Origin of the sequence: Mesorhizobium sp. M0478 (genome assembly GCF_040321305.1) — a bacterium.
Lineage (GTDB): Bacteria > Pseudomonadota > Alphaproteobacteria > Rhizobiales > Rhizobiaceae > Mesorhizobium.
Window position 1 is genome coordinate 70,775 of record NZ_JAMYRH010000014.1, and the last position, 21,403, is coordinate 92,177.

Here is a 21,403-nt window from a genome sequence, read left to right on the forward strand (position 1 = left end):
AATCGCGTGGGCGACGAAGTAGGCAACTGCAATCAAAGAACAGGATACGCGCATGAAGAAGATCGGCTTTCTTTCCTTCGGCCATTGGTCGCCCTCGTTGCAATCGCAGACGCGCTCGGCGTCCGACGCGCTGCTGCAGTCGATCGACCTGGCCGTCGCCGCCGAGGAGCTGGGCGCGGACGGCGCCTATTTCCGCGTCCATCATTTTGCCCGCCAGCTCGCTTCGCCGTTTCCGCTTCTGGCCGCGGTCGGCGCCCGCACCAGCCGCATCGAGATCGGCACCGCCGTCATCGACATGCGCTATGAGAATCCGCTGTATATGGCCGAGGATGCGGGTGCTGCCGACCTGATCGCCGGTGGCCGGCTGCAGCTTGGCATCAGCCGCGGTTCGCCGGAGCAGGTGATCGACGGCTGGCGCTACTTCGGCTACGTGCCGCAGGACGGCAAAAGCGATGCCGACATGGCGCGCAATCATGCCGAGGTTTTCCTGAATGTGCTGCGCGGCGAAGGTTTCGCGCAACCCAATCCGCGGCCGATGTTCCCCAATCCTCCGGGAATGCTGCGGCTCGAGCCATTCTCGGCCGGCCTGCGCGACCGGATCTGGTGGGGCGCCGCTACCAACGCGACCGCCGAATGGGCGGGCAAGCTCGGCATGAACCTGCAAAGTTCGACGCTAAAGTTCGATGAGGGCGGCCAGCCGCTCCACATCCAGCAGGCCGAACAGATCCGCGCCTATCGCGCGGCGTGGAAGGCGGCCGACCACACACGCGAGCCGCGCGTGTCGGTCAGCCGCAGCATCTTTGCGCTGGTGAACGACCGCGACCGCGCCTATTTCGGCGGCGGCAGCAGCGAAGATCATTTCGGCTATATCGAGCCTGAGAAGCTTGCCGTCTTCGGCCGCTCCTATGCCGCGGAGCCCGATGTGCTGATCGATCAGCTGAAAGAGGACGAAGCGATCGCCGAGGCCGACACGCTGCTTCTGACCGTCCCCAACCAGCTTGGCGTCGAGTACAACGCCCACGTCATCGAGGCGATCCTGAAGCACGTCGCGCCGGCTCTGGGCTGGCGCTGACAAGAGGCGCCAGCCGCCCGGCAAACAAAGAGATAGACCGTTTCGCCGGCAAACGGTGAAACGCTCTAAGGGCAGAGGCGGCTAGGCATCCGCCTTGAAGGTCTGCTTCTGCTGGCCTAGCCCCTCGATGCCCAGTTCCACCACATCGCCGGGCTTCAGGAACACGGGCGGCTTCATGCCCAGCCCAACGCCGGGCGGGGTGCCGGTGGAGATGATGTCGCCAGGATGCAGCGACATGAACTGGCTGAGATAGGAAACGAGATAGGCCACGCCGTAGACCATGGTCCTGGTCGAGCCGTTCTGCATCGTCTTGCCGTTGACCGTCAGCCACATTTTGAGGTTCTGCGGATCGGCAACCTCGTCCTTGGTGACAAGCCACGGGCCGGTCGGACCAAACGTGTCGCAGCTCTTGCCCTTGGTCCACTGGCCCTGGCGCTCGGCCTGGAAGGCTCGCTCGGACACGTCATGGGCAACGGCATAGCCGGCGACATAATCCAGCGCCTCGGCTTCGGTGACGTATTTGGCTTTTCTGCCGATGACCACGGCGAGTTCAACCTCCCAGTCGGTCTTTTCCGAGCCGCGCGGGATCAGCACATCATCGTCGGGACCGACGATGGCCGAGCTCGCCTTCATGAAGATGATCGGCTCCGGCGGCACGGCGGCGCCGGTTTCGGCGGCGTGGTCGGAATAGTTCAAGCCAATGCAGATGAATTTTCCTGTGCCGGCAACGCAGGCGCCAAGCCTCGGGCTTCCGGGTACGGCCGGCAGCGACTTCGGGTCGAGCTTCGATAGCGCATCGAGCGATGCCGGATCGAGCGCCTTGCCGGCAATGTCGGCGACATGACCTGAAAGATCGCGGATCGTGCCATCCGCATCGAGCAGGCCGGGGCGTTCGTTCCCTATCTCGCCATAGCGCAGCAGTTTCATCTTGCTCTCCAAATTGCGGCCCAAGGCCGTTTTCAAAACTCGCTTCGCCAAGCGATGACTGGGCGGACTCTGGCTATCGGACCCGACCTAGGGCAAGCCGGACTTTAGAACTGTTCGAGCCTGGACCTGCGGATCAAGGCTATTGCTCAGATCGACCAGCCGCCGTCGATATTATAGGCCTGCCCCGAGGTGTACGTGGCGCCGGCGAGGTAGACCGCAAGGTCGGCGATTTCCTCGGGCGTGCCGAGACGGCCCATCGGCTGGCGGGCAATGAAGGCCGCGCGGGCCGCCTCGTAATCGCCCTGCGCATGCATGCGGTCCTGCAGCGACGGGCTCTCGACGGTGCCGGGGCAGATGGCGTTGCAGCGAATGCCCTTGGCGACATAGTCCGCGGCAACCGCCTTGGTGAGACCGATCACGGCCGCCTTGGAGACGCCATAGGCGAAGCGGTTGGGCACGCCCTTGCCGGCGCCGGCGACGGACGACATGTTGATGATCGAGCCATCGCCGCGCTCCAGCATGCCGGGCAGTACGGCCCGAATGGTGCGGATCATGGCGCGGACATTGAGATTGAAGGCGAAATCGAGATCGGCATCCTTCATCTCGAGAATCGAGCCGGAATGAACGAAGCCGGCGCAGTTGAACAGCACGTCGACGCGGCCGATTTCGGCGAAGCCCGATATCACGGCATCATCGTTGAGGACGTCGAGCTTGCGGGTCTTGATGCCGGAGGTCTTGGCGAGTTCGGCCAGCAGCGCCTCGTTGATGTCGGTGGCGTGCACGACGGCACCTGCCTTGGCGAAGGCCAGAGCGCTCGCTCTGCCGATGCCTTGCGCCGCCGCCGTGACGACAACGACCTTGCCTGCCAGATCCGCCATGCGTTTCTCCTCGCCCTCTTTGGCCACTTCTCGGCCCGATTTACTGCCGGCTAACCGGGGCGTCCTGTGCCAGGCAGGCGCGACTATGCGGCCTGCACAATCCATCAGTCAAAATAACAAATGTTTTTTCTGGTTAAAGAACACACGTCCGGGCGTCAAGCCCGAACGCGATCACCTTCGTGACGGCCGATGTAATGCACATCGCTTGCTCTGATGCAACAACATGTATGACAACCGGGCAACGAGTGACGCTGCCATGGTTCGCTCAAGCACAGCGCGCTTCAGGCGGCATTAGTCGCCGTATGGCACCCAGACGTTCTTCACTTCGACGGCGCGGCGCAGCAGGGCATCGCCGGCGGCCTCGTCGGACGCCCAGTCGAGGCTGCGGCCGTTGCCGGTCCAGACGCGCTTGAGATTGCCGATGGAATCGGCCTCCGCTTTGGCGCAAGTGTCGGCATCGGCAAACAGCCAGAGCCCGTCGACATCGTCATGCTTGGCCAGCACGCCGGCAAGCTCCGCCGTGCGGCCGGTGACGATGTTGATGGCGCCTGCCGGAACGTCGGAATATTCGATCACCTGGTAGAGATCGGTGGCGAGCAGCGGGTATTTTTCCGACGGCACGGCCACCACCGTGTTGCCCATGGCAAGCGCAGGTGCGATCAGGGAGATCAAGCCGAGCAGCGGCGCGCTGTCCGGGGCGACGATGCCGACGACGCCGACCGGCTCGTGCAAAGCGAGCGTGACGGCGCGGGCCGGTGGCTGATGCACCCTGCCCTCATACTTGTCGGCAAGGCCGGCATAGAGGAACAGGCGCTCGATCGATTGTTCCACTTCCTCCCGCGCGGCCTTGGCGTTGGCGCCGGTCAGTTCGGTCAAGCGTGCGGTAAACTCGCCGGCACGGCCGGACAGATTTTCGGCGAGATAATATAGCACCTGGGAGCGATTGTAGGCGGTCGCCTCCGGCCAGGCCTTGCAGGCGCGGGCGGCGGCAACGGCGTCGCGGATGTCCTTGCGGCTGCCGAGACCGACTTCGCCGGCGAGCTTGCCCTTGGCAGTGGCTATCGCCAGCGAATAATTGCCGTCGGGCCGCACCTGCTTGCCGCCGATGAACAGCTTTGCGGTACGATCGATGGCGCCGCCATCCGATTGCTCGACCGGCTGCGCCGAAGCCGCCGTCGGCTTGATCACCGGGCCGAGCGGCAGCTTTGCCGAGAGATACTCGAACATGCCCTCGCGCCCGCCCTCGCGGCCAAAGCCGCTTTCGCGATAGCCGCCGAAGCCGCAGGCGGCGTCGAACATGTTGGTGCCGTTGACCCAGACGACGCCGGCCTTCAGCTGCGGCGCGACATGCAGCGTGAGGTTGATGTTTTCGCTCCACACCGAGGCGGCCAGCCCATAGCGCGTGTTGTTGGCGAGTTCGACCGCTTCCTCGGTGTTGCGGAAGGTCATGGTGGCCAGAACCGGGCCGAACACCTCTTCCTGCGCCAATATATTTGCCGGCGAAACACCGGTGGCGAGCGTCGGCAGGTGGTAGTAGCCGGAAGACGGCAGCACCGCGTCGGGCTGCCAGCAGACGGCGCCCTGTCTGGCGCCTTCTGCGACCAGGCCCTTGACGCGGTCGAGCTGTGTGGCGTCGACCAGCGGTCCGATATCGGTGTTCTTGTCGAGCGGGCTGCCGACGCGAAGCCGGCTCATCCTGACCTTGACCTTTGCGATCAACGCGTCGGCAATGCCTTCCTGCACCAGAAGCCGCGAGCCTGCGCAGCAGACCTGGCCCTGGTTGAACCAGATGCCGTCGACCAGTCCTTCGACGGCGCTGTCGAGATCGGCGTCCTCGAAGACGATGAAGGCCGATTTGCCGCCAAGCTCCAATGACAGCTTCTTGCCCGATCCGGCCGTGGCTTTCCTGATGATCTTGCCGACCTCCGAAGAGCCGGTGAAGGCGATCTTCTGGATGCCGGGATGGTTGACGATGGCGACGCCCGCTTCCGGCCCGCCCTGGACGATGTTGACGACGCCCTTGGGCACGCCGGCACGCTCGCAGATCTCGGCAAACAGGATGGCGGTGAGCGGCGTGAACTCGGCCGGCTTCAGCACCACCGTGCAGCCGGCGGCGAGCGCCGGCGCAATCTTCCAGGCCAGCATCAGCAGCGGGAAATTCCATGGGATGATCTGGCCGACGACGCCGACACCCTTGTGGCCTGGGAAATCCTTGTCCAGCGCCTGTGCCCAGCCGGCATGATGGATGAAATGGCGGATGGCCAGCGGCACGTCGATGTCGCGGCTTTCGCGGATCGGCTTGCCGTTGTCGATTGACTCAAGCACTGCGAACAGGCGCTGATGACGCTGCATCGCGCGGCCAATGGCGTAAAGCACTTTTGCGCGCTGGTAGCCCGAGGATGCCGACCATTTCGGTAAGGCCCTGATGGCTGCGGCGACGGCTGCGTCGATATCGGCGGCGCCGGCATCGGAGATCTTGGCCAGCAGCTTGCCGGATGAGGGTTCGCTGGTCTCGAAGGTCTTGCCGCCGCCTGCTGCCTTCCAGCCGCCGTCGATGAACAGCGCCTTGCCGAAATCGCGTCCGGCAAGCCAGGCATCGGCCTCGGTGCGGGCTTCCGGCGCCGGGCCGTATTCCATGGCGTGATAGCGTTCGAGAATGTTCATGACGCGCTCCAGATAATCGTCTTGGCAGGCGCTCTGTGGCGCCCCCCTCTGTCCTGCCGGACATCTCCCCCACAAGGAGGGAGATTAGCCTTCGCGCCTGTCGGCTCTGAAACGTCGACAATTGGCGAAATCGCCGACGTTAGCCAATCTCCCCCCAAGTGGGGGAGATGTCCGGCAGGACAGAGGGAGGGGCGAAGGAACACGACGTTCAAGGCCTTCATCCGCCTCACGCCATTGCGTGGCGGTGATTGGCCGAATAATGCCCGGTCAGATGGTGCTCGAGCTGGCGCTCGATGTCGGTGAGGAGGCTCGAGGCGCCGAAGCGGAACAGGTCTGGCTCCAGCCATGGCCGGCCGAGCTCCTCCTTCATCAGCACCAGCCAGTCGAGCGAAGCCTTGGCTGTAGAGATGCCGCCGGCCGGCTTGAAGCCGATGAGAAAGCCGGTCTCCTCGAAATAGGCTCGGATGGCGCGCACCATGGCAAGGCCGACGGGCAGCGTGGCGTTGACGCTTTCCTTGCCGGTCGAGGTCTTGATGAAATCGGCGCCGGCCATCATCGCCACCATCGAGGCCAGCATGACATTGCGCAGCGTGGCGAGGTCGCCGGTGCCGAGAATGACCTTGAGATGCGCATCGCCGCAGGCTTCGCGCATCGAGACGATCTCGTTGTAGAGCTCCTGCCACTTGGCGCCGAAGACCAGGCCGCGCGGGATGACGACGTCGATCTCGTCGGCGCCGTCGCGCACCGATGCCTCGATCTCCTGCAGGCGGGTCGACAGCGGCGCAAGGCCGTGCGGGAAAGCGGTGGAGACGGCGGCGACATGGATGCCGGTGCCGCGCACGGCATCAACAGCCGTCGCGACGAATGGATGATAGACGCAGACCGCCGCCGGGCGGATTTTTTCGCCCTCGATGCCAAGCCCCTCGACGATGTCGCGGCGGAACGGGTTGATCGCCTTGGCGCACAGGCGGCGGACGCGCTCTTCGGTGTCGTTGGAATTCAGCGTCGTCAAATCCATGCAGGAGACGGCGCGCAGCAGCCATGCCGCCTGGTTGTCGGCCTTGATCGAACGACGCTTGGTCAGGCTGGCGACGCGGCGCTCCAGCGCCGAGCGATTGACCGAGCGCACCGATTCCATGAAGCCGAGATCGAGCCGCATGCCGGTGTTGCGGGCGATGCCATGCGATTGCGGAACGGGCGTGTTGGCTGCGGCACGCGCCGGCAGCGGCGTGACCTTGGACCCGCCGAGATCGGCTTCGCGGATTGTGCTGCTCATCTCCTGCCCTTTCGCTCGACGATTTTACGTCGTGGTGCGTGTCGTTGCTCCCGGACCGCGCGGCGGCTTTAGGCGACGCACACCGAAGATAGCCCGTGAAGCATCGCTTCACGAGTCCTTCAAGCGGTCATAGCGGAAAAAGGCGGCGAAAGCAGCTGAATTTTGACCGCATGGTCAAAATTCCAATCGAGAAGCAGGCGCCGAGGCGCCTGCTGATGTCAGCCGACGAAAGCGCGCTCGACGACGAAGGTCGAGGGATGGCTGAGCGAGCCCTCATGGAAGCCGAGGCTTTCGGCCATTTCCTTGACGTCCTTCAGCATATGCATCGAGCCGCAGATCATGATGCGGTCCGTCTCCGGATTGAGCTTCTCGATGCCGAGGTCGGCGTAGAACTTGCCCGAGCCGATCAGCGCCGTGATGCGGCCCATGCGCGCCGATTCTTCGCGGGTCGTCGAATTGTAGAGGGTGACGCGGCCGCCGGTCAGTTCGCCGATCAGGGGATCGTTCTCGAGCGCGGCCACCAGTTCCTGGCCATAGGTCAGTTCGGCATTGTCGCGGCAGGTGTGGGTCAGGATGACCTGATCGAATTTTTCGTAGGTATCGGGGTCGCGCAGAAGGCTGGCGAAGGGCGCGATGCCGGTGCCGGTCGAGATCATGAACAGGCGCTTTGCCGGGGTCAGCGCGTCGACAACCAGCGTGCCGGTCGACTTCTGGCGCATGATGACGGTGTCGCCGACCTGGATCTTCTGCAGTTCGGAGGTCAGCGGACCATCCGGCACCTTGATCGAGAAGAATTCCAGCTCCTCGTCCCAGGCCGGGCTGGCGACCGAATAGGCGCGGTACACCGGCTTTTCGGCATTGGGCAGACCGATCATGACGAACTCGCCGGAGCGGAAGCGCAACGACTGCGGGCGGGTGATGCGGAACGAGAACAGGCGGTCGGTGTAATGCTTCACCGAGACGACGGTTTCGGCATAGACATTGGCCGGAATCGGGAACTGCAGCGGACGGGCGTCGGCGGTGTTGAGTGCGGATGTGGTGTTCATCAATCCAACTCTGTCTTGCCCAAGCCACTACGCGGGCGCCAAACCGTTTCCTGCGCGCCCAGACCATTCAGGTCCCGGCGAGCCGTTCACACACTCCAAAGCAGTGAGCTCTTGTGTCCCAAATTTATTAGTATACAAACGATATTTGTGTCAAGATACCACGCTAAAACAGCTTTCCAAACTGCGGCATATTCGTAGTTCCGCCATTTCGGGTTTCGACAATGAAAGAGAATTTTTCGGTGCAACAACCGAATTCCCTGGGTCACGTCGTTGCCGGCATCGATGTCGGCGGAACCTTCACCGACCTCATTTTGATCGACGGCAAAGATGGCGGAAAGGTGCATATCGCCAAGACGCCGACGACGGTCGACAACCAGGCGTTCGGCGTGGTTTCAGCGCTGGGCGCCACAGGCTTTGCCATAGACGGCATCGACCTCATCGTGCATGGCACGACCACCACCACCAATGCGGTGCTGGAACGCAGGCTGGCGAAAACCGGCATGATCACCACGCGCGGTTTTCGCGACGTGATCGAGCTTGGCCGCCGCACACGGCCGCAGCCCTACGGCATGACCGGAAGCTTCGTTCCGATCATCCCGCGCGATCTCCGGCTCGAAGTGTCGGAGCGCGTCGAAGCGTCGGGCGCGGTGCGCACGCCGCTCGACGAGGCCGAGATGCGCGACGCCGTGAAGACGCTGATCGTGGCCGGCTGCGAGTCCCTCGTCATCCATTTCCTGCATTCCTACGCCAACCCTTCGCATGAGCGGCGCGCGGCCGAAATCGCCGCCGAGTTTTGGCCGAACGGCTACATCACGACTGGCCATGCGCTGCTGTCGGAAGCCCGCGAATTCGAGCGCGGCGTGACCGCCGCGGTCAACGCCTCGGTGCAGCCGATCCTCGAGCGTTATGTCGAGCGGCTGCGCAAGGAATTGGCTGCCAAGGGCTATGCCCGCGACTTCCTGATCATGAACGGCAATGGCGGCATGATCTCGGCCCGTTTCGTCACCCGCGAATCGGCCAAGACCGTGATGTCCGGCCCGGCCTCCGGCGTCATCGCCGCCGCCTATACGGGCAAGCGCGCCGGCTTTGAAAACCTCGTCACCTACGACATGGGCGGCACCTCGACCGACGTGGCGCTGATCCGCAATGCGGAGCCCGCCGTCTCGAACGAGATCGAGATCGAATATGCGATGCCGATCCATGTGCCGATGGTGGCGGTGCATACGGTCGGTGCCGGCGGCGGCTCCATCGCCCGGGTCGATGCCGCCGGGCTGATCCAGATCGGCCCGGAAAGTGCCGGCGCCAATCCCGGCCCGATCTGCTACGGCCGCGGCGGCCTGGAGCCGACCATCACCGACGCCAATCTGGTGCTGGGCCGGCTGGCGCCGAAGAAGCTGCTGGCGGTCGAAAATCCGGTCACCGTCGAGCGGGTCACCGGCATCTTCGAAGACAGAATAGGCAAGGCCACCGGCCTCTCCGGCGTCGAGGCGGCGGGTGCAATCCTGCGGCTCGGCAACATGAAAATGGCCGGCGCCATCCGCATGGTCTCGGTGTCGCGCGGCCATGATCCGCGTGATTTCGCGCTGTTCGCCTTCGGCGGCGCCGGGCCGCTGCATGCAACCGCGCTGGCACGCGAACTCGGCCTGCCCCGCGTGCTGGTGCCGGCCCGTCCGGGCATCACCAACGCGCTCGGCTGCGTCGTGGCCGATCTGCGCCATGACTTCGTCAACACCATCAACCAGCCGGTCGCCGTGCTTGATGAAGCCCGGCTTCGCGAGGTGCTGGAACGTCACCGCGGGGAAGGCGAGGAACTGATCGGCAAGGAAGCGGTGAAGCCGGAAACGATCCGCGTTACGCACTCTGCCGACATGCAGTTCGTCGGCCAGACCCACATCATCAACGTGGCGCTGCCGTCTTCATCGGTGACAAGGCAGGAGTTGCAGGCGCTGTTCGAAAAAGCCTATTTCGCCCGCTTCAAGGTCGAGTTGCCGGAGATCCGCGCCAATCTGGTCAACCTCAACACGTCGGTGACGGGCGTGCGGCCGGCAATCGACCTGTCACGGCTGATCGACCCGGCCGGACGTACAAAGACGCTAGACGAGGCGCTGCGCGAGACAAGGCCGGTCTGGTATGCCGGACGCTGGCACGATACGCCGATATACGCACGCGAAAAATTGCCGCTCGATGCCGTTATCCAAGGGCCGGCGATCCTCGAACAGATGGACGCCACCACCGTGCTCGAACCCGGCGACCGCGCAAGATCGGACGCCGACGGCAACATCATCATCGACATTGGCGAGGCCTGAGATGCAAAAGCTCGACGCCATCACGCTTTCGGTCCTGCAGGCAGCCTTGCAGCAGGTCTGCGACGAGATGGATCTCACTTTCTCCCGCGCTGCCTTCTCGCCTGTCATCGCCGAGGCCAATGACCGCTCCGACGGCATCTACTCGGCCGTCGATGGTTCGTTGATCGCACAAGGCAGCCAGGGCCTGCCGGTGTTCGTCGGCGTCATGCAGTATTCGACCAAAACGGTGATCGAGATGATCGCCGACGGCCGTTGCCTGCCGCCTGAGCCGGGCGACATCTACATCGTCAACGATCCCTATCTCGGCGGCACGCATCTCATGGACGTGCGCTTCGCCATGCCAGTCTACCGCGACGGCAAGATATTTTGCTGGCTATCGAATACCGGCCACTGGCCCGATATCGGTGGCTCGGTGCCGGGCGGCTTCTCCGCCTCCGCCACAGCCGTCGAGCAGGAAGGCCTGCGGCTGCCGCCGGTCAAGCTGTTCAAGAAGGGCGTGCTCGACTCCGAAATCTACGCCATCATCTGCTCCAACATCCGCGTCGCCGACCAGCGCATCGGCGATATAAGGGCGCAAGCCGCGGCACTGTTGATCGGTCAGGACCGGCTCAATGGAATCCTCGATCGTTACGGGGACGAAACCGTCGTCGGGGCGATCGCCGAACTGCGTCGCCGCGCCGCCGAGCAGATGCGCGCCAACATCTCCGCCATTCCCGACGGCACCTACAGCTCGAAGGCCTTTGTCGACTCGGACGGCGTGGTCAACGAGCCGCTGACCATCGCGCTCGCGGTGGAGAAGAAGGGCGACACGCTGACCTTCGATTTCACCGGTTCGTCAAAACCCTGTGCCGGGCCGATGAACAGCGTGCTGGCGACGACTTTGTCGTCGGTCTATCTCGCCATGCGCCATATTTTCCCGGATGTACCGATCAGCGCCGGCGCCTTCGAGCCCCTGATCGTCAAGCGGCCGGAAGGCACGTTCCTCGACGCGAAATACCCACGGCCGGTCTCGGGCTGCGCGGCTGAAGTCTCGCAGCGCATCGCCGAGGCGGTGTTCGCGGCGATGGTGCAGGCGCTGCCGGAAAAGGTGACGGCTGCACCCGCCGGCTCCAGCGGCAATTTCGCGCTGGGCGGCAACGATCCGGCGCGCGGCCGCGACTATGTGATGTATCAGATCTCCGGCGGCGGCTATGGCGGCAATTCAGGCCATGACGGGCTGACCAATGGCTGCTCTACCATCGGCATTTCCAAATCGCCGCCGGTCGAGATCATGGAGCAGGCGTTTCCTGTGCTCTACCGCCACTATGCCTTGCGCGAAGGCTCGGGCGGCGCCGGCAAGCAGCGCGGCGGCTTCGGCCTCGCCTATGAGGTCGAGATCTTGCGAGGCGAAGCGCGCGCGTCCTTCGTCATGGACCATGGCCGTTTCGGCCCGCAAGGCGCGCTCGGCGGCAGGGACGGCGCGGTCAACACGGTGACCGTGTTCCGCGCCGGCGAGGCACATGTGCCGCCGCATCTGTCCAAGGAACAGGACATCGCGCTCAAGGCCGGCGACCGCGTGCGCGTCGGCACGCCGGGCGGCGGCGGCTATGGCGATCCGCGTGAGCGCGACCCGAAACTGGTCGCCGAAGACATCAGGCTTGGTTACTACACCGTTGAACAAGCCAAAGAGCTGTTCGGAACCTGACAGCCGACAGGCCCGAGCCGCGTCAGGTCTGCAGCTTGGCCTTCAGCGCATCGGCGAATTTTTGCGCGATCTTCTTGAAGCCGGCGGGATCGGGATGCAGTTCGTTGGCCCAGTCGGCCACCTTCAACGTTCCCTGCGTGTCGACCAGATGGAAATTGTTGTTGGGATCGTCGGCCAGGCGCTTCACCACATCGCGGAACGCCGCCAGCGCGTCGTGAACGATGACCGTGCCCTTGGCGACCGTCCAGTTGCAGAAATCGAGCGACGGTTTCAGCCACGGGCCGACACAGGACGGATGCGCTCCGTTCGGGATCGGAAAATCATAGCAATGGCCAAAGATCGGCACGCCTGGCGCGACGCGGTCGCGCAGCGCGAACAAATCGAGATAGCAGGCCTCGACCATGCCGAGCGCCTTGGTGAAGCGGTTCTTGTTCAGCCCGGGGGCGTGGCCGTCATTGAAGTCGAGGAAGATGCAGAACTGGTCGCCGGCAATGTCGTTGCCACCGGCAGAGAACAGGATGGCATCGGGCTTGCCGTCCAGCCAGTTGGCCTTGTTGCGCAGGGCGGCGATCATGCGCTGCTGCTTGGGCAGCGACATCTCGTCGGTCGCCGCATCGCCATGATGGGCAAGGTTGAGGATGGTCGGCGGCATCGAGCCGATGCGGCGCAGCTGCGCGATCACGTCGGTGTCGACGAACGGAAAGCCGTTGCCGGTGAGCGGATAGTCGAACCAGGAATCGCCCTGCGCCAGCATCACCAGCGGCCGGTTGGCGACGGCCGCCTCGAGATTGCCGGCGCTTTCCCTTGCGGTTTCGAGCCGCTCGATGTTGGCCTGGTGAACCTTGATGCGCTTGGCGATGTCGTCGTCTATGCGCCGCTGCGCGGCTTCCTGCACGAATTCCTGCTGGTCCATCCCCAGGTCCCTCCCACGACCGTCTACTTCCAGCTGTGCATGCGCCCATGTCCATGATCGGTCTGTAATTTAGATCACAGTAAGATTCCTGAGGAAGGACGGCTTGCCGCGCCGTGATCGCCGCAGAGCATGTCGTTTCCGTCTCCGTGGGGCCTGCAAAAGACCATAGACTTCTATCCTTGTTTTCGCGCAATTCCGGACGGGAAACCGCCAACACCTTCCCTGGAATTGCTTAGTCAACGGAGATCAGGAACATGCGTCTTTTCGGTCGTTTCGTGCTTGCCGCTTCCGCCGCCCTGCTGCTTGGGACCGGTGCTGCCTCCGCCGAGAAACTCAGGATCGGGACCGAGGGCGCCTATCCGCCTTTCAACTATGCCAATTCGGACGGCACGCTGGGCGGCTTCGACATCGACCTCGGCAAGGCGCTGTGTGCCGAGATGAAGGCCGAGTGCGAATTCTCCGTACAGGATTTCGATGGTTCCATTCCGGCGCTGCAGGCCGGCAAGTTCGACGCCATCATCAACATCACCATCACGCCGGAACGGGCCGAGAAGGTCGAGTTCACCCACAAATATTACCAGACGCCGCCGGCCATCGCCGTGCCGAAGGATTCGACCATCGCCGGCACATCGCCGGACGATCTGAAGGGCAAGGTGCTGGGCGTGCAGAGCGCAACCATCCACCAGAATTTCGCCGAGCAGAAATACTCCGGCTCGACCGTGAAAGCGTATCCGACCGGCGACGACGCCCGCACCGACATGGCCAATGGCCGGCTCGACGCGATGATGGACGGCTCGATCATCCTGACCGAATGGCTGAAGAAGCCCGATGGCGCCTGCTGCAAATTGCTCGGCACGCTCACCGCTGATCCGGCCATTCATGGACCCGGCGTCGGCATCGCCCTGCAAAAGGGCAACAAGGAACTGGCCGACAAGTTCAATGCCGCCATCGACGCCCTGCGTGCCAACGGCAAGTACAAGGAAATCAACGACAAGTACTTCGCCTTCGACGTCTACGGGGGTTAATCCCTCAGCCAACCCGACCTCGGCAGCGCCACCCGGCGCTGCCGTTTTCATGAGATGACGGAGAAGTTTCTTGGTTGAGCGGCGCTCCCCTTTCTACACCAGCATCGTTGGCCTCGGCGCCACGATGGGCCGGGTCGGCGGCGACTTCGTCTCGGCCAAAACTTATTCCGGCATCGCCGACGAGCATCTGAACACGCGCAAGAATGTCGGCGTGCAGGATCTCAGCACCATGGGCAAGATGGACATCAAGGGGCCGGAAGCCGAGGCGCTGGTCAACCACATCATCGTCAACGATGCCGCCGCGATGAAGCCCGGCCAGGTGCGCTATTCCACCGTCTGCCGCGACGATGGCGGCATCATGGACGACCTCACCGTGTTCCGGCTGGCGCCTGAGCATTTCATGCTGGTGACCGGCTCGGTCAACCGGCTGAAGATGCTGCCCTGGCTGCAGCATCATGCTGAAGCGCGAAAGGCCTATGTCACCGACATCACCGCGGCCGTCGCCTTCCCGACCATACAGGGGCCGCGCTCACGCGAGCTGCTGAAAGCTATAGTGTCGGATGCCGATCTCGAAGAGTTGAAACGCTGGGCGTTCACTTCAGGGCGCGTCGGCGAGACCAAAGTCCTGATCTCACGCACCGGGGTGACCGGCGAGCTCGGCTTCGAACTGTTCGTGCCGGCGGACGAGGCCACTTCCGTCTGGGACGCGCTGATGCGGACCGGTAGCGATTTCGGCCTGAAGCCATACGGCGTGCTGGCCATGTTCACGCTCGGGCTGGAAAAGGCCTATCCGGCGCATGGCATCGACATGGACGAGAGCCGTACGCCCTTCCATGTCGGGCTCGATCGCTGGATCAAGTTCGACAAGGGCGAGTTCATCGGCCGCGAGGCATTGCTCACAATTCGCGGCAAGGGGCTCGACGAACGCTGGACCGGGCTGATTCTCGACGGTGACAAGCCGGCCGCGACGGATGCCAGGGTTTTCGCCGACGGCGAGGATGCCGGTGTCGTCACCTATAGCGATCACGGCTATTCGCTGGGCAAGGTGCTGGCGACCGCGCATCTGCGGCTGCCGTTCACCGCCATCGGCACCGAACTCAGCACCGACATTGACGGCAAGCGGACACGCGCGGTGGTGGCGCCGATGCCGTTCTTCGATCCAGAAGGCACGAGACTGCGCGCCTAGGCGAGTTTCGCCAGCAGCCGCATAAACGTAGCGGCCTCCTTGGCGGTCAGCGGCGCCAGCGTTTCCTGGGTGATGGCGCGGGCCAGCGGGATCAGCCGCTCGATCGCCTCGCGTCCCTCTGGCGTGAGGTTGACCAGCAGCCGCCTCTTGTCGACCTCGTGTTTGGTCAGATCGACCAGGCCACGCGCCTTCAGCCGGTCGATGACGCCCTTGACCGTCGCCGCATCCATGGCGATCAGCGTGCCCAACTGGTTCTGCGAGGTCTCGCCGACGTCGTGCAGCTTGGCAAGTGCAGCGAATTGCGGCGGCGTCAGGTCGCTGATCTGGGCGGCAAAGATCGAGACATGGCGCTGATGCGCCTTGCGCAGGATGAAGCCGACCTGCTCCTGCAGGCGGTAGTCATGTTCGTCGGGCTCTTCGGCCTCGACGAGCTTGAGAAGATTGTCCCCGCCGCTCATCGCAAGCCGTCCCAGGCCTTGATGTCGCCGACCGCCAGGCCGCCCATGCGGTCATGCACGCGCGGGCCGCAGCTCATGGCGAGGCAAAACAGGATTTCGTCGGCACGCGGCCCGTCGCTGAGGCCGACCTCCATGGCGTCGAAATGGCTGCGGACATAGGCGGCGTTGGTGTGGCCGAGCGGCACGTCAAGCCGCGAGCCGAAGGCGCCGACCTTGGTTGCCGACGGCACGATCGCCTTGGCGTCGCCCAGCCGCTCGCGCATGGCGTAGCCGCCAGGAACGTGCCACAGCGCGCCGTGCTCCAGCTCCCCCGACGAGCCGACAATGGTGCCCTTGCCGTAGGCGTCGATCTGCTTGATGTCGCCGCCCAATGCGGCAATGAGCTTGTCGGTGAGCAGCAGGCCAAGCGGCTTCAGATCGTCCATGGCGCTCTGCAGTTCTTCGACGTAGCGGCCGGCGAACGGGTTCTTCACCAGCGCCACGGCCGCCGCGCGGCGGCGCGGCGCAGCTGCGACCGGGCCGCCATCGTGAAAGATCTCTTCGGTCAGAACCGCGATCTTGCGGATCGGAAACTCAGGCATGGGCAACTTCCTTCCCTGGATTTTTGTTGGGCGCGGCAAGCGCCATGGAACCACTGATGCGGGCTTCCCCACCTAGAAACAGCGCCGATGCGGCAATCAGGCCGCGCCGGCGAAAATCTTCGGCGACGGCAAGGCCATTGTCCAGCGCCCGCTCCACATCGCCACGCGCGAGCATGCCGACGGCTTGTGTCACCAGCCGCGCGCCGAGATCGCTGTCGGGCGCCAAGTCCTGCGCGGGAATGCGCTTGATGGCGGGATTGCCGGGCAGGTCGACGGCGTTGGCAATGAGTGTCGCGGCCGCATCGGCCTCGGCGCCGGTGTGCGCCAGCACGGTGACGGCGTCGGCAATGCCAAGCGAGAACGAACGGCCGCGCCAGCCGCTGGTGGCGACGCCGCGCACGCCGTCCGCCGAGCGAATGGTGAGGCGGTCGGCCATGCCGTTGCCGGTGCCGGCGATCGCCAGGTTCATCGACTGGCCCTTGCCGATATGGAGGGCGCTGTCGCCGCCATTGTTGACATAGGCCCGGTCGAGCTTGCGACCGGCAAGCAATGCCGAGAGCATTTCGTCGGCTACCGATCCCGCGACGGCGGCCATCGGCGTGATGAAGCATTCCGCCAACGGCATGACGGCTGCTTCCATGCGCCGCGCGGTCGGGCCGGCGAAGGTGCGCGGCGCCAGGAAAAATGCCGGCAGCCGCAATTCGGGAAGCTCCTCGACCAACTCGATCAGGATCGTCTGGAAGCGCTCGATCGCCTGCTCGTAGGCGGCACGACACTCAGCCGCCTCACCAAAGGCTTCGACGATCAGGTCGATCGGCCCGTGGTTGAGGTGCAGCCGCTTGCCGTCCTGCAGCCAGTGGACTTGCGGGCCTTGCATCAAGAGGCCCCGTTCGAGCCGACGCGGCGCAACTGCGCCAGCGGCGGCCATGGATTGTGGGCCTCGGCGGCTGAACCGCGGCGCGGGTTGAGATATTCGCCGCCTTTGGCAACGATATCCTCGACGCTGCGTATCTCGGCCTCGTAGCCGCCCAGCCGGACATAGTCGTCGCGGCGTAGCGTGAATTCGATCGGCGCCACCAGCGCCGGCGTCGGCACATAGCCGAAGGCGCCTTCCGGCACGCGCATGACGTCGACCATCAGCGTGATGCCGCCGCCCGGCCAGACATAGACCGGCGCGCCACCAACGGTAACATAGGTATTCAAGCCCTGCACCGAGCGGGTGAGATTGACCGGGTTTTCGGTGACGCCGGCGCGCAGCGAACCGCCGGCGCCGCCGATGAACAGCACGGTGCAGAGCGCCGGCTCGCAATTGTCCTCGATCAGGCCGACCGATTTCTGCAGCCGCTCGGGGAACGGTTTTTCCACCGGCTTCAACTCGTCGTCGAGCTCGTAATAGGCGAACTGCTCGCCGGTGGTCGACACCATCAGCAGCGACAGGCCGGGGCGGGCGCCCTTCTTGGCGTTCCATCCGCCGAGGATCGACAGCGGGTCGGAAATCGAGGTGCCGCCCCAGCCGAGGCCGGGCTCGGAAACCTTGAAATAGCGGCCCGGCGTCGAACGGCGGCCGATGATCTTGATGCCGGTGTCCTGCCAGCCCAGCACCTTGCCGGCCTGATGCTCGGAGACGACGCCGGTGATGTGGTCGTCGACCACCACCACCTCGTCGACAAGGCCGCGCCATTGCGTGGCGAACATGCCGATGGTGGCCGAGCCGCAGCCGACCCGCATGCGGTGTTCCTGCTTGCCGTCGATGACAGGTGGTTTGCCGGCTTCGACGGTGATGGTGGCGCCGCCATCGATGGTCAGTTCGACCGGCTTGCGATTGCACAGACTGAGCATCGCGTCACAGGTTGCCCGGCCTTCGGCCTTGGAGCCGCCGGTCAGATGATGCACGCCGCCCAGCGACAGCATCTGCGAGCCATATTCGCCTGTCGTGACGTGGCCGATCGCCTCGCCTTGCGCGCGCACGATTGCCGTTTCGGGGCCGAGATGACGGTCCGTGTCGATCTTCACCTTGACGCCGCAGTACGAAAAAATGCCTTCGGTGACCACGGTCACCAGATCGACGCCCTCGACCTCCTGGCTGACGATGAAGGGGGCTGGCTTGTAGTCGGGATAGGTGGTGCCGGCGCCGATCGCAGTGACGAAGCGGCGGCCGGTGTTGACCAGTTCGCCGTCCCATTGCTCGCCCTCGGCGGTGAAGGGCACGACCGCGGCGCCGCTCTCTGCCGCATGGTCGAGGATGGTCAGCGGGTCCATACGCACGATGCGGCCACCGACATTGCCGTAGCGGTCGCAGGCGCCGGTGCGGCCATCGGCGATGTAGCACATCACCGGACAGGCATCGCAGCGGATCTTTTCCGCCACCAGCTTTTCGCCCGGATCGTGGGTTTCGAAGCGTTCGGCAAGCTCGCTCATCGGCGTGCCTCCTTGTCGCGGATGCCATCTTTTTCGCGGATGGCGGCGCGGATGCGCGCCGGCGTCGCCGGAACCTTGGTGATGAGAACGCCGGTGGCGTGGCGTATGGCGTTGAGGATGGCGGGTGCGGTCGGGATCAGCACATGCTCGCCCAGGCCCTTGGCGCCGAACGGTCCCTCCGGATCGGGAACCTCGATCAATATGTGCTCGATCTCAGGCACATCGCCGATGGTCGGGATGAGATAGTCGTGCAAATTCTCGGTGCGACCGGGGATGTATTCCTCCATCAGCGCCATGCCGATGCCTTGCGCGATGCCGCCTTCGATCTGGCCTTCGACCAGCAGCGGATTGATCGCCTTGCCGACATCGTGTGCGGCGGTGATTTTCAGCAGCTTCACGGTGCCAAGCTTGAGATCGACTTCGAGTTCGGCGATCTGCGCGCCGTAGCCATAGACGGCGTAAGGCTTGCCCTGGCCCTTGGCATCGAGCGGCAGCGTCGGCGGATCGTAGGTCTCCTCGGCGCGAAAGACGAAACTGTCCGCATCGACATCGAGCGCGGCGAGATCGATGCGCCGAGTGGCTTCGCCTTCACGAATGACGATCGCCGGGCCGTCCAATTGCAGGGCAGCGTTCTCCGAGACATTGGCAAAGCGCAGGATTTTTTCGCGCAAGGCGCGGCCGGCCTTCTCGGCCGCCTTGCCGGTGACAAAAGTCTGGCGCGAGGCCGATGTTTTGCCGGCGTCGGGGCTGATCGCAGTGTCGGCGCTCTTCAGCTTGAATTTTTCCAGCGGCAGGCCGAGTGCGTCGGCGCAGATCTGGGCGATGACGGTGTTGGAGCCCTGGCCGATATCGACGGCGCCCTGATGCAGGATGACCTCCCCCTCTGGCGAGATACCGACCCTTATGGTCGACGGATTGGGCAGCGAGGTGTTGCCGCAGCCATACCAGCAGGACGCGATGCCGACGCCGCGCTTTTTGCTCGTATTGGCATTGTTGAATGTATCTGCGTCGGCCGTCGCGCGAGCCCAATGCAGCCGCAAGGAGTCGAGGCACTCGAATATGCCGACGCCCGACTCCAGTCGCTGTCCGGTAACCGTTTCGGATCCGTTCCGAAGGCAGTTCTTCAGCCGAAAATCGAGCCGGTCCATGCCAAGCTTGCCGGCGAGCTCATCATAGAGCGTCTCCTGCATGATCGTCGCCTGCGGCACGCCGAAGCCACGGAAGGCGCCGGAGATCGGCCCGTGGGTGTGGATGGCGCGGCCTTCGGCGCGGTAGTTCGGCGTCGCATAGGGACCGGAGGCATGCACCGGCACGCGGTTGGCGACGGTCGGGCCCCAGCTGGCATAGGCGCCGGTGTTGAAATCGCCTGTGAAGACCATGCCGGTGACATGGCCCTCGGCATCTACGCCGATGGTCGCCTTCATCTCGGACGGATGTCGCTTGGTGGTCGACATCATGGATTCGGTGCGGGTGTAGGCAAGCGCCGCCGGCCGGCCGGTCTTCAGTGCCACAAGCCCGATGAGCGGCTGCAGCGACACGTCGAGCTTCGAGCCGAAGCCGCCGCCGGTCGCGGTCGGCACGATGCGCACCTTGTCGACGGCAAGACCGAGCACCTTTGCCGTTTCGTCACGGTCCATATAGGGGGCCTGGGTGCAGGCGACGACGACCAGCGTGTCGCCGTCCATGTAGGCATGGCCGGCTTCCGGCTCGATGTAGGCGTGCTCGACATAGGAGGTGTCGATGGCACCGGACACCGTGTAAGCAGCCTCGCCAAGCGCCGCCTCGGGGTCGCCGCGCTCGACAAAGCCCTTGGTCAACAAATTGGCCGGGCGGTTCGCGTGGATGAGCGCAGCCCCTTCTGCCTGCGCGTCGCCGGGCTGCAGAAAATGCGGCAGCTCGGTCCAGCGGACCGGGAAATCCTGGAGGTCGAGATCGAGCATGGCCTCGCGCTCGCCGGCGACAAGCGCCACTGCCTCGCCGCGCAGCCGCGCAAAGCCTTCGGCCAGCGCCGGCTGGTCGGCAAACGGACCGATGACGCCGAAACAGTTTTTTCCCGGAATGTCGGCGGCGGTGAAGACGCCGACGATGCCGGGATGCGACTTCACCCAGCCCTCCAGGTCGCCGAAGGCGAAGCCGGCATGATAATGCGGCGAGCGGACCACCAGCACGGCCAGCGCATCGGCGGGAAAGGCATCGGCGCCGAATTTTTCAGCGCCGGTGACTTTTGGCACGCCGTCGAGCCGGACCGGGGAGGCGCCTACAGCATTCCCTGTGGTTGGCATTCTACGTTCAAAGTTGAATTCCAACGAATGACGTTGGCGCTGCCCCTCACCCTTACCCTCTCCCCGTGAAGAACGGGGAGAGGGGAGCGTCGGCGCTGGAGCACTTCCCTTCTCCCCGTCACTATACGGGGTGAAGGTGCCGGCAGGCGGATGAGGGGCAGCGCCGTCGGTCGACGTCTCGAACCGTCCCGCATCCATCACTGCCGCAATGATCTTTCTGTAGCCGGTGCAACGGCACAGGATGCCACCCAGCGCATCCTGCACCTCGGCCTCGGTCGGATTCGGTGTGCCATCCAGCAGCGCCGTTGCCGCGACCAGCAGCGCCGGCGTGCAGATGCCGCATTGCGCGGCGCCATGTGCCAGGAAGGACGCCTGCAGCGCCGAGAGCCGGCCATCGGCGAGGCCTTCGACGGTCGTTACGGACGTCCCGGCTGCGGAGGCCGCCGGCATCAGGCAGGCGCAGACGGCGTCGCCGTCGACCAGCACCGTGCAGGCGCCGCAATCGCCGGCATCGCAGCCAACCTTGGTGCCCGTCAGCTGCAATTCGTCGCGCAAAACCTGCGACAGCCGGCGCAGCGGCGGCACATTGACCGAGACGGCGGCGCCATTGACGGCGAAGGCGATCTCGGCGCGCTCGATGCCGAGGCCCGGCACGAGGTCGGGCAGGGCTTCAATCATCTCAGAGTG

At 64.5% G+C, this 21,403-nt stretch carries 16 protein-coding genes; 5 read left to right on the forward strand and 11 right to left on the reverse strand.

Annotated features, from left to right (window positions below):
- Window positions 1-52 precede the first annotated feature (52 nt).
- On the forward strand, window positions 53-1,072 hold the full coding sequence (locus NKI64_RS26535) for an LLM class flavin-dependent oxidoreductase (RefSeq protein WP_352670994.1): 1,020 nt from the start codon (window positions 53-55) through the stop codon (window positions 1,070-1,072).
- A gap of 81 nt (window positions 1,073-1,153) precedes the next feature.
- Here the strand turns inward: NKI64_RS26535 and NKI64_RS26540 are convergent, their stop codons facing one another.
- From NKI64_RS26540 to NKI64_RS26560, 5 genes are all read right to left on the reverse strand, one after another.
- Window positions 1,154-1,999: a fumarylacetoacetate hydrolase family protein gene (locus NKI64_RS26540; RefSeq protein ID WP_352670997.1), complete on the reverse strand. Its 846-nt coding sequence runs from the start codon at window positions 1,997-1,999 to the stop codon at window positions 1,154-1,156.
- A gap of 146 nt (window positions 2,000-2,145) precedes the next feature.
- The gene (locus NKI64_RS26545) at window positions 2,146-2,877 is read right to left on the reverse strand and encodes an SDR family oxidoreductase (RefSeq protein ID WP_027049181.1); all 732 of its coding nucleotides are present in this window, start codon (window positions 2,875-2,877) and stop codon (window positions 2,146-2,148) included.
- A gap of 291 nt (window positions 2,878-3,168) precedes the next feature.
- Window positions 3,169-5,541 carry an aldehyde dehydrogenase family protein gene (locus tag NKI64_RS26550; RefSeq protein WP_352671001.1) on the reverse strand — a complete coding sequence of 791 codons (2,373 nt, stop codon included), beginning with the start codon at window positions 5,539-5,541 and terminating at the stop codon, window positions 3,169-3,171.
- 226 nt (window positions 5,542-5,767) lie between these two features.
- Window positions 5,768-6,817, reverse strand: a complete 1,050-nt coding sequence (deoC, locus tag NKI64_RS26555; protein WP_023689207.1) for a deoxyribose-phosphate aldolase — start codon at window positions 6,815-6,817, stop codon at window positions 5,768-5,770.
- Between the two features lie 218 nt (window positions 6,818-7,035).
- On the reverse strand, window positions 7,036-7,863 hold the full coding sequence (locus NKI64_RS26560) for a ferredoxin--NADP reductase (RefSeq protein WP_352671004.1): 828 nt from the start codon (window positions 7,861-7,863) through the stop codon (window positions 7,036-7,038).
- Window positions 7,864-8,084: 221 nt separating this feature from the next.
- Between NKI64_RS26560 and NKI64_RS26565 the strand changes: the two genes are divergently transcribed.
- Complete coding sequence (locus tag NKI64_RS26565) at window positions 8,085-10,169, forward strand: hydantoinase/oxoprolinase family protein (RefSeq protein ID WP_352671007.1); 2,085 nt, start codon at window positions 8,085-8,087, stop codon at window positions 10,167-10,169.
- A gap of 1 nt (window position 10,170) precedes the next feature.
- The gene (locus NKI64_RS26570; protein ID WP_023703683.1) at window positions 10,171-11,853 is read left to right on the forward strand and encodes a hydantoinase B/oxoprolinase family protein; all 1,683 of its coding nucleotides are present in this window, start codon (window positions 10,171-10,173) and stop codon (window positions 11,851-11,853) included.
- Between the two features lie 22 nt (window positions 11,854-11,875).
- On the opposite strand, the gene NKI64_RS26575 is transcribed toward NKI64_RS26570, so the two are convergent.
- Window positions 11,876-12,766, reverse strand: a complete 891-nt coding sequence (locus NKI64_RS26575; RefSeq protein WP_023671297.1) for an SGNH/GDSL hydrolase family protein — start codon at window positions 12,764-12,766, stop codon at window positions 11,876-11,878.
- Between the two features lie 254 nt (window positions 12,767-13,020).
- Here NKI64_RS26575 and NKI64_RS26580 point away from each other — a divergent pair, with 254 nt between their 5' ends.
- Window positions 13,021-13,791, forward strand: a complete 771-nt coding sequence (locus NKI64_RS26580) for an ABC transporter substrate-binding protein (protein WP_023683553.1) — start codon at window positions 13,021-13,023, stop codon at window positions 13,789-13,791.
- A gap of 70 nt (window positions 13,792-13,861) precedes the next feature.
- The gene (locus NKI64_RS26585; protein WP_023834784.1) at window positions 13,862-14,977 is read left to right on the forward strand and encodes an aminomethyl transferase family protein; all 1,116 of its coding nucleotides are present in this window, start codon (window positions 13,862-13,864) and stop codon (window positions 14,975-14,977) included.
- On the opposite strand, the gene NKI64_RS26590 is transcribed toward NKI64_RS26585, so the two are convergent.
- From NKI64_RS26590 to NKI64_RS26610, 5 genes are read right to left on the reverse strand one after another with little or no spacing between them, the layout of a single operon-like run.
- Window positions 14,974-15,435: a MarR family winged helix-turn-helix transcriptional regulator gene (locus NKI64_RS26590; protein WP_023671294.1), complete on the reverse strand. Its 462-nt coding sequence runs from the start codon at window positions 15,433-15,435 to the stop codon at window positions 14,974-14,976. The two genes, NKI64_RS26585 and NKI64_RS26590, sit on opposite strands and share 4 nt — an antisense overlap.
- On the reverse strand, window positions 15,432-16,016 hold the full coding sequence (locus NKI64_RS26595) for an amino acid synthesis family protein (protein ID WP_023806235.1): 585 nt from the start codon (window positions 16,014-16,016) through the stop codon (window positions 15,432-15,434). Before NKI64_RS26595 ends, NKI64_RS26590 begins: the two co-directional genes overlap by 4 nt.
- Window positions 16,009-16,893 carry a UPF0280 family protein gene (locus NKI64_RS26600; RefSeq protein ID WP_352671011.1) on the reverse strand — a complete coding sequence of 295 codons (885 nt, stop codon included), beginning with the start codon at window positions 16,891-16,893 and terminating at the stop codon, window positions 16,009-16,011. The genes NKI64_RS26595 and NKI64_RS26600 overlap by 8 nt, the downstream gene beginning before the upstream one ends.
- Window positions 16,893-18,434 (reverse strand): 6-hydroxynicotinate reductase, encoded by a 1,542-nt coding sequence (locus NKI64_RS26605; protein ID WP_352671014.1) that lies wholly within the window; start codon window positions 18,432-18,434, stop codon window positions 16,893-16,895. The genes NKI64_RS26600 and NKI64_RS26605 overlap by 1 nt, the downstream gene beginning before the upstream one ends.
- A complete protein-coding gene (locus tag NKI64_RS26610) occupies window positions 18,431-21,394 on the reverse strand; it encodes a molybdopterin-dependent oxidoreductase (RefSeq protein ID WP_352671017.1) in 2,964 nt (987 codons plus the stop codon). Before NKI64_RS26610 ends, NKI64_RS26605 begins: the two co-directional genes overlap by 4 nt.
- Window positions 21,395-21,403: the final 9 nt, after the last annotated feature.

Coding starts and splice junctions, on each gene's coding strand:
- NKI64_RS26535 (WP_352670994.1), top strand. CDS start 53: ATGAAGAAGATCGGCTTTCTTTCCTTCGGCCATTGGTCGCCCTCGTTG.
- NKI64_RS26540 (WP_352670997.1), bottom strand. CDS start 1,999: ATGAAACTGCTGCGCTATGGCGAGATAGGGAACGAACGCCCCGGCCTG.
- NKI64_RS26545 (WP_027049181.1), bottom strand. CDS start 2,877: ATGGCGGATCTGGCAGGCAAGGTCGTTGTCGTCACGGCGGCGGCGCAA.
- NKI64_RS26550 (WP_352671001.1), bottom strand. CDS start 5,541: ATGAACATTCTCGAACGCTATCACGCCATGGAATACGGCCCGGCGCCG.
- deoC (WP_023689207.1), bottom strand. CDS start 6,817: ATGAGCAGCACAATCCGCGAAGCCGATCTCGGCGGGTCCAAGGTCACG.
- NKI64_RS26560 (WP_352671004.1), bottom strand. CDS start 7,863: ATGAACACCACATCCGCACTCAACACCGCCGACGCCCGTCCGCTGCAG.
- NKI64_RS26565 (WP_352671007.1), top strand. CDS start 8,085: ATGAAAGAGAATTTTTCGGTGCAACAACCGAATTCCCTGGGTCACGTC.
- NKI64_RS26570 (WP_023703683.1), top strand. CDS start 10,171: ATGCAAAAGCTCGACGCCATCACGCTTTCGGTCCTGCAGGCAGCCTTG.
- NKI64_RS26575 (WP_023671297.1), bottom strand. CDS start 12,766: ATGGACCAGCAGGAATTCGTGCAGGAAGCCGCGCAGCGGCGCATAGAC.
- NKI64_RS26580 (WP_023683553.1), top strand. CDS start 13,021: ATGCGTCTTTTCGGTCGTTTCGTGCTTGCCGCTTCCGCCGCCCTGCTG.
- NKI64_RS26590 (WP_023671294.1), bottom strand. CDS start 15,435: ATGAGCGGCGGGGACAATCTTCTCAAGCTCGTCGAGGCCGAAGAGCCC.
- NKI64_RS26595 (WP_023806235.1), bottom strand. CDS start 16,016: ATGCCTGAGTTTCCGATCCGCAAGATCGCGGTTCTGACCGAAGAGATC.
- NKI64_RS26600 (WP_352671011.1), bottom strand. CDS start 16,893: ATGCAAGGCCCGCAAGTCCACTGGCTGCAGGACGGCAAGCGGCTGCAC.
- NKI64_RS26605 (WP_352671014.1), bottom strand. CDS start 18,434: ATGAGCGAGCTTGCCGAACGCTTCGAAACCCACGATCCGGGCGAAAAG.
- NKI64_RS26610 (WP_352671017.1), bottom strand. CDS start 21,394: ATGATTGAAGCCCTGCCCGACCTCGTGCCGGGCCTCGGCATCGAGCGC.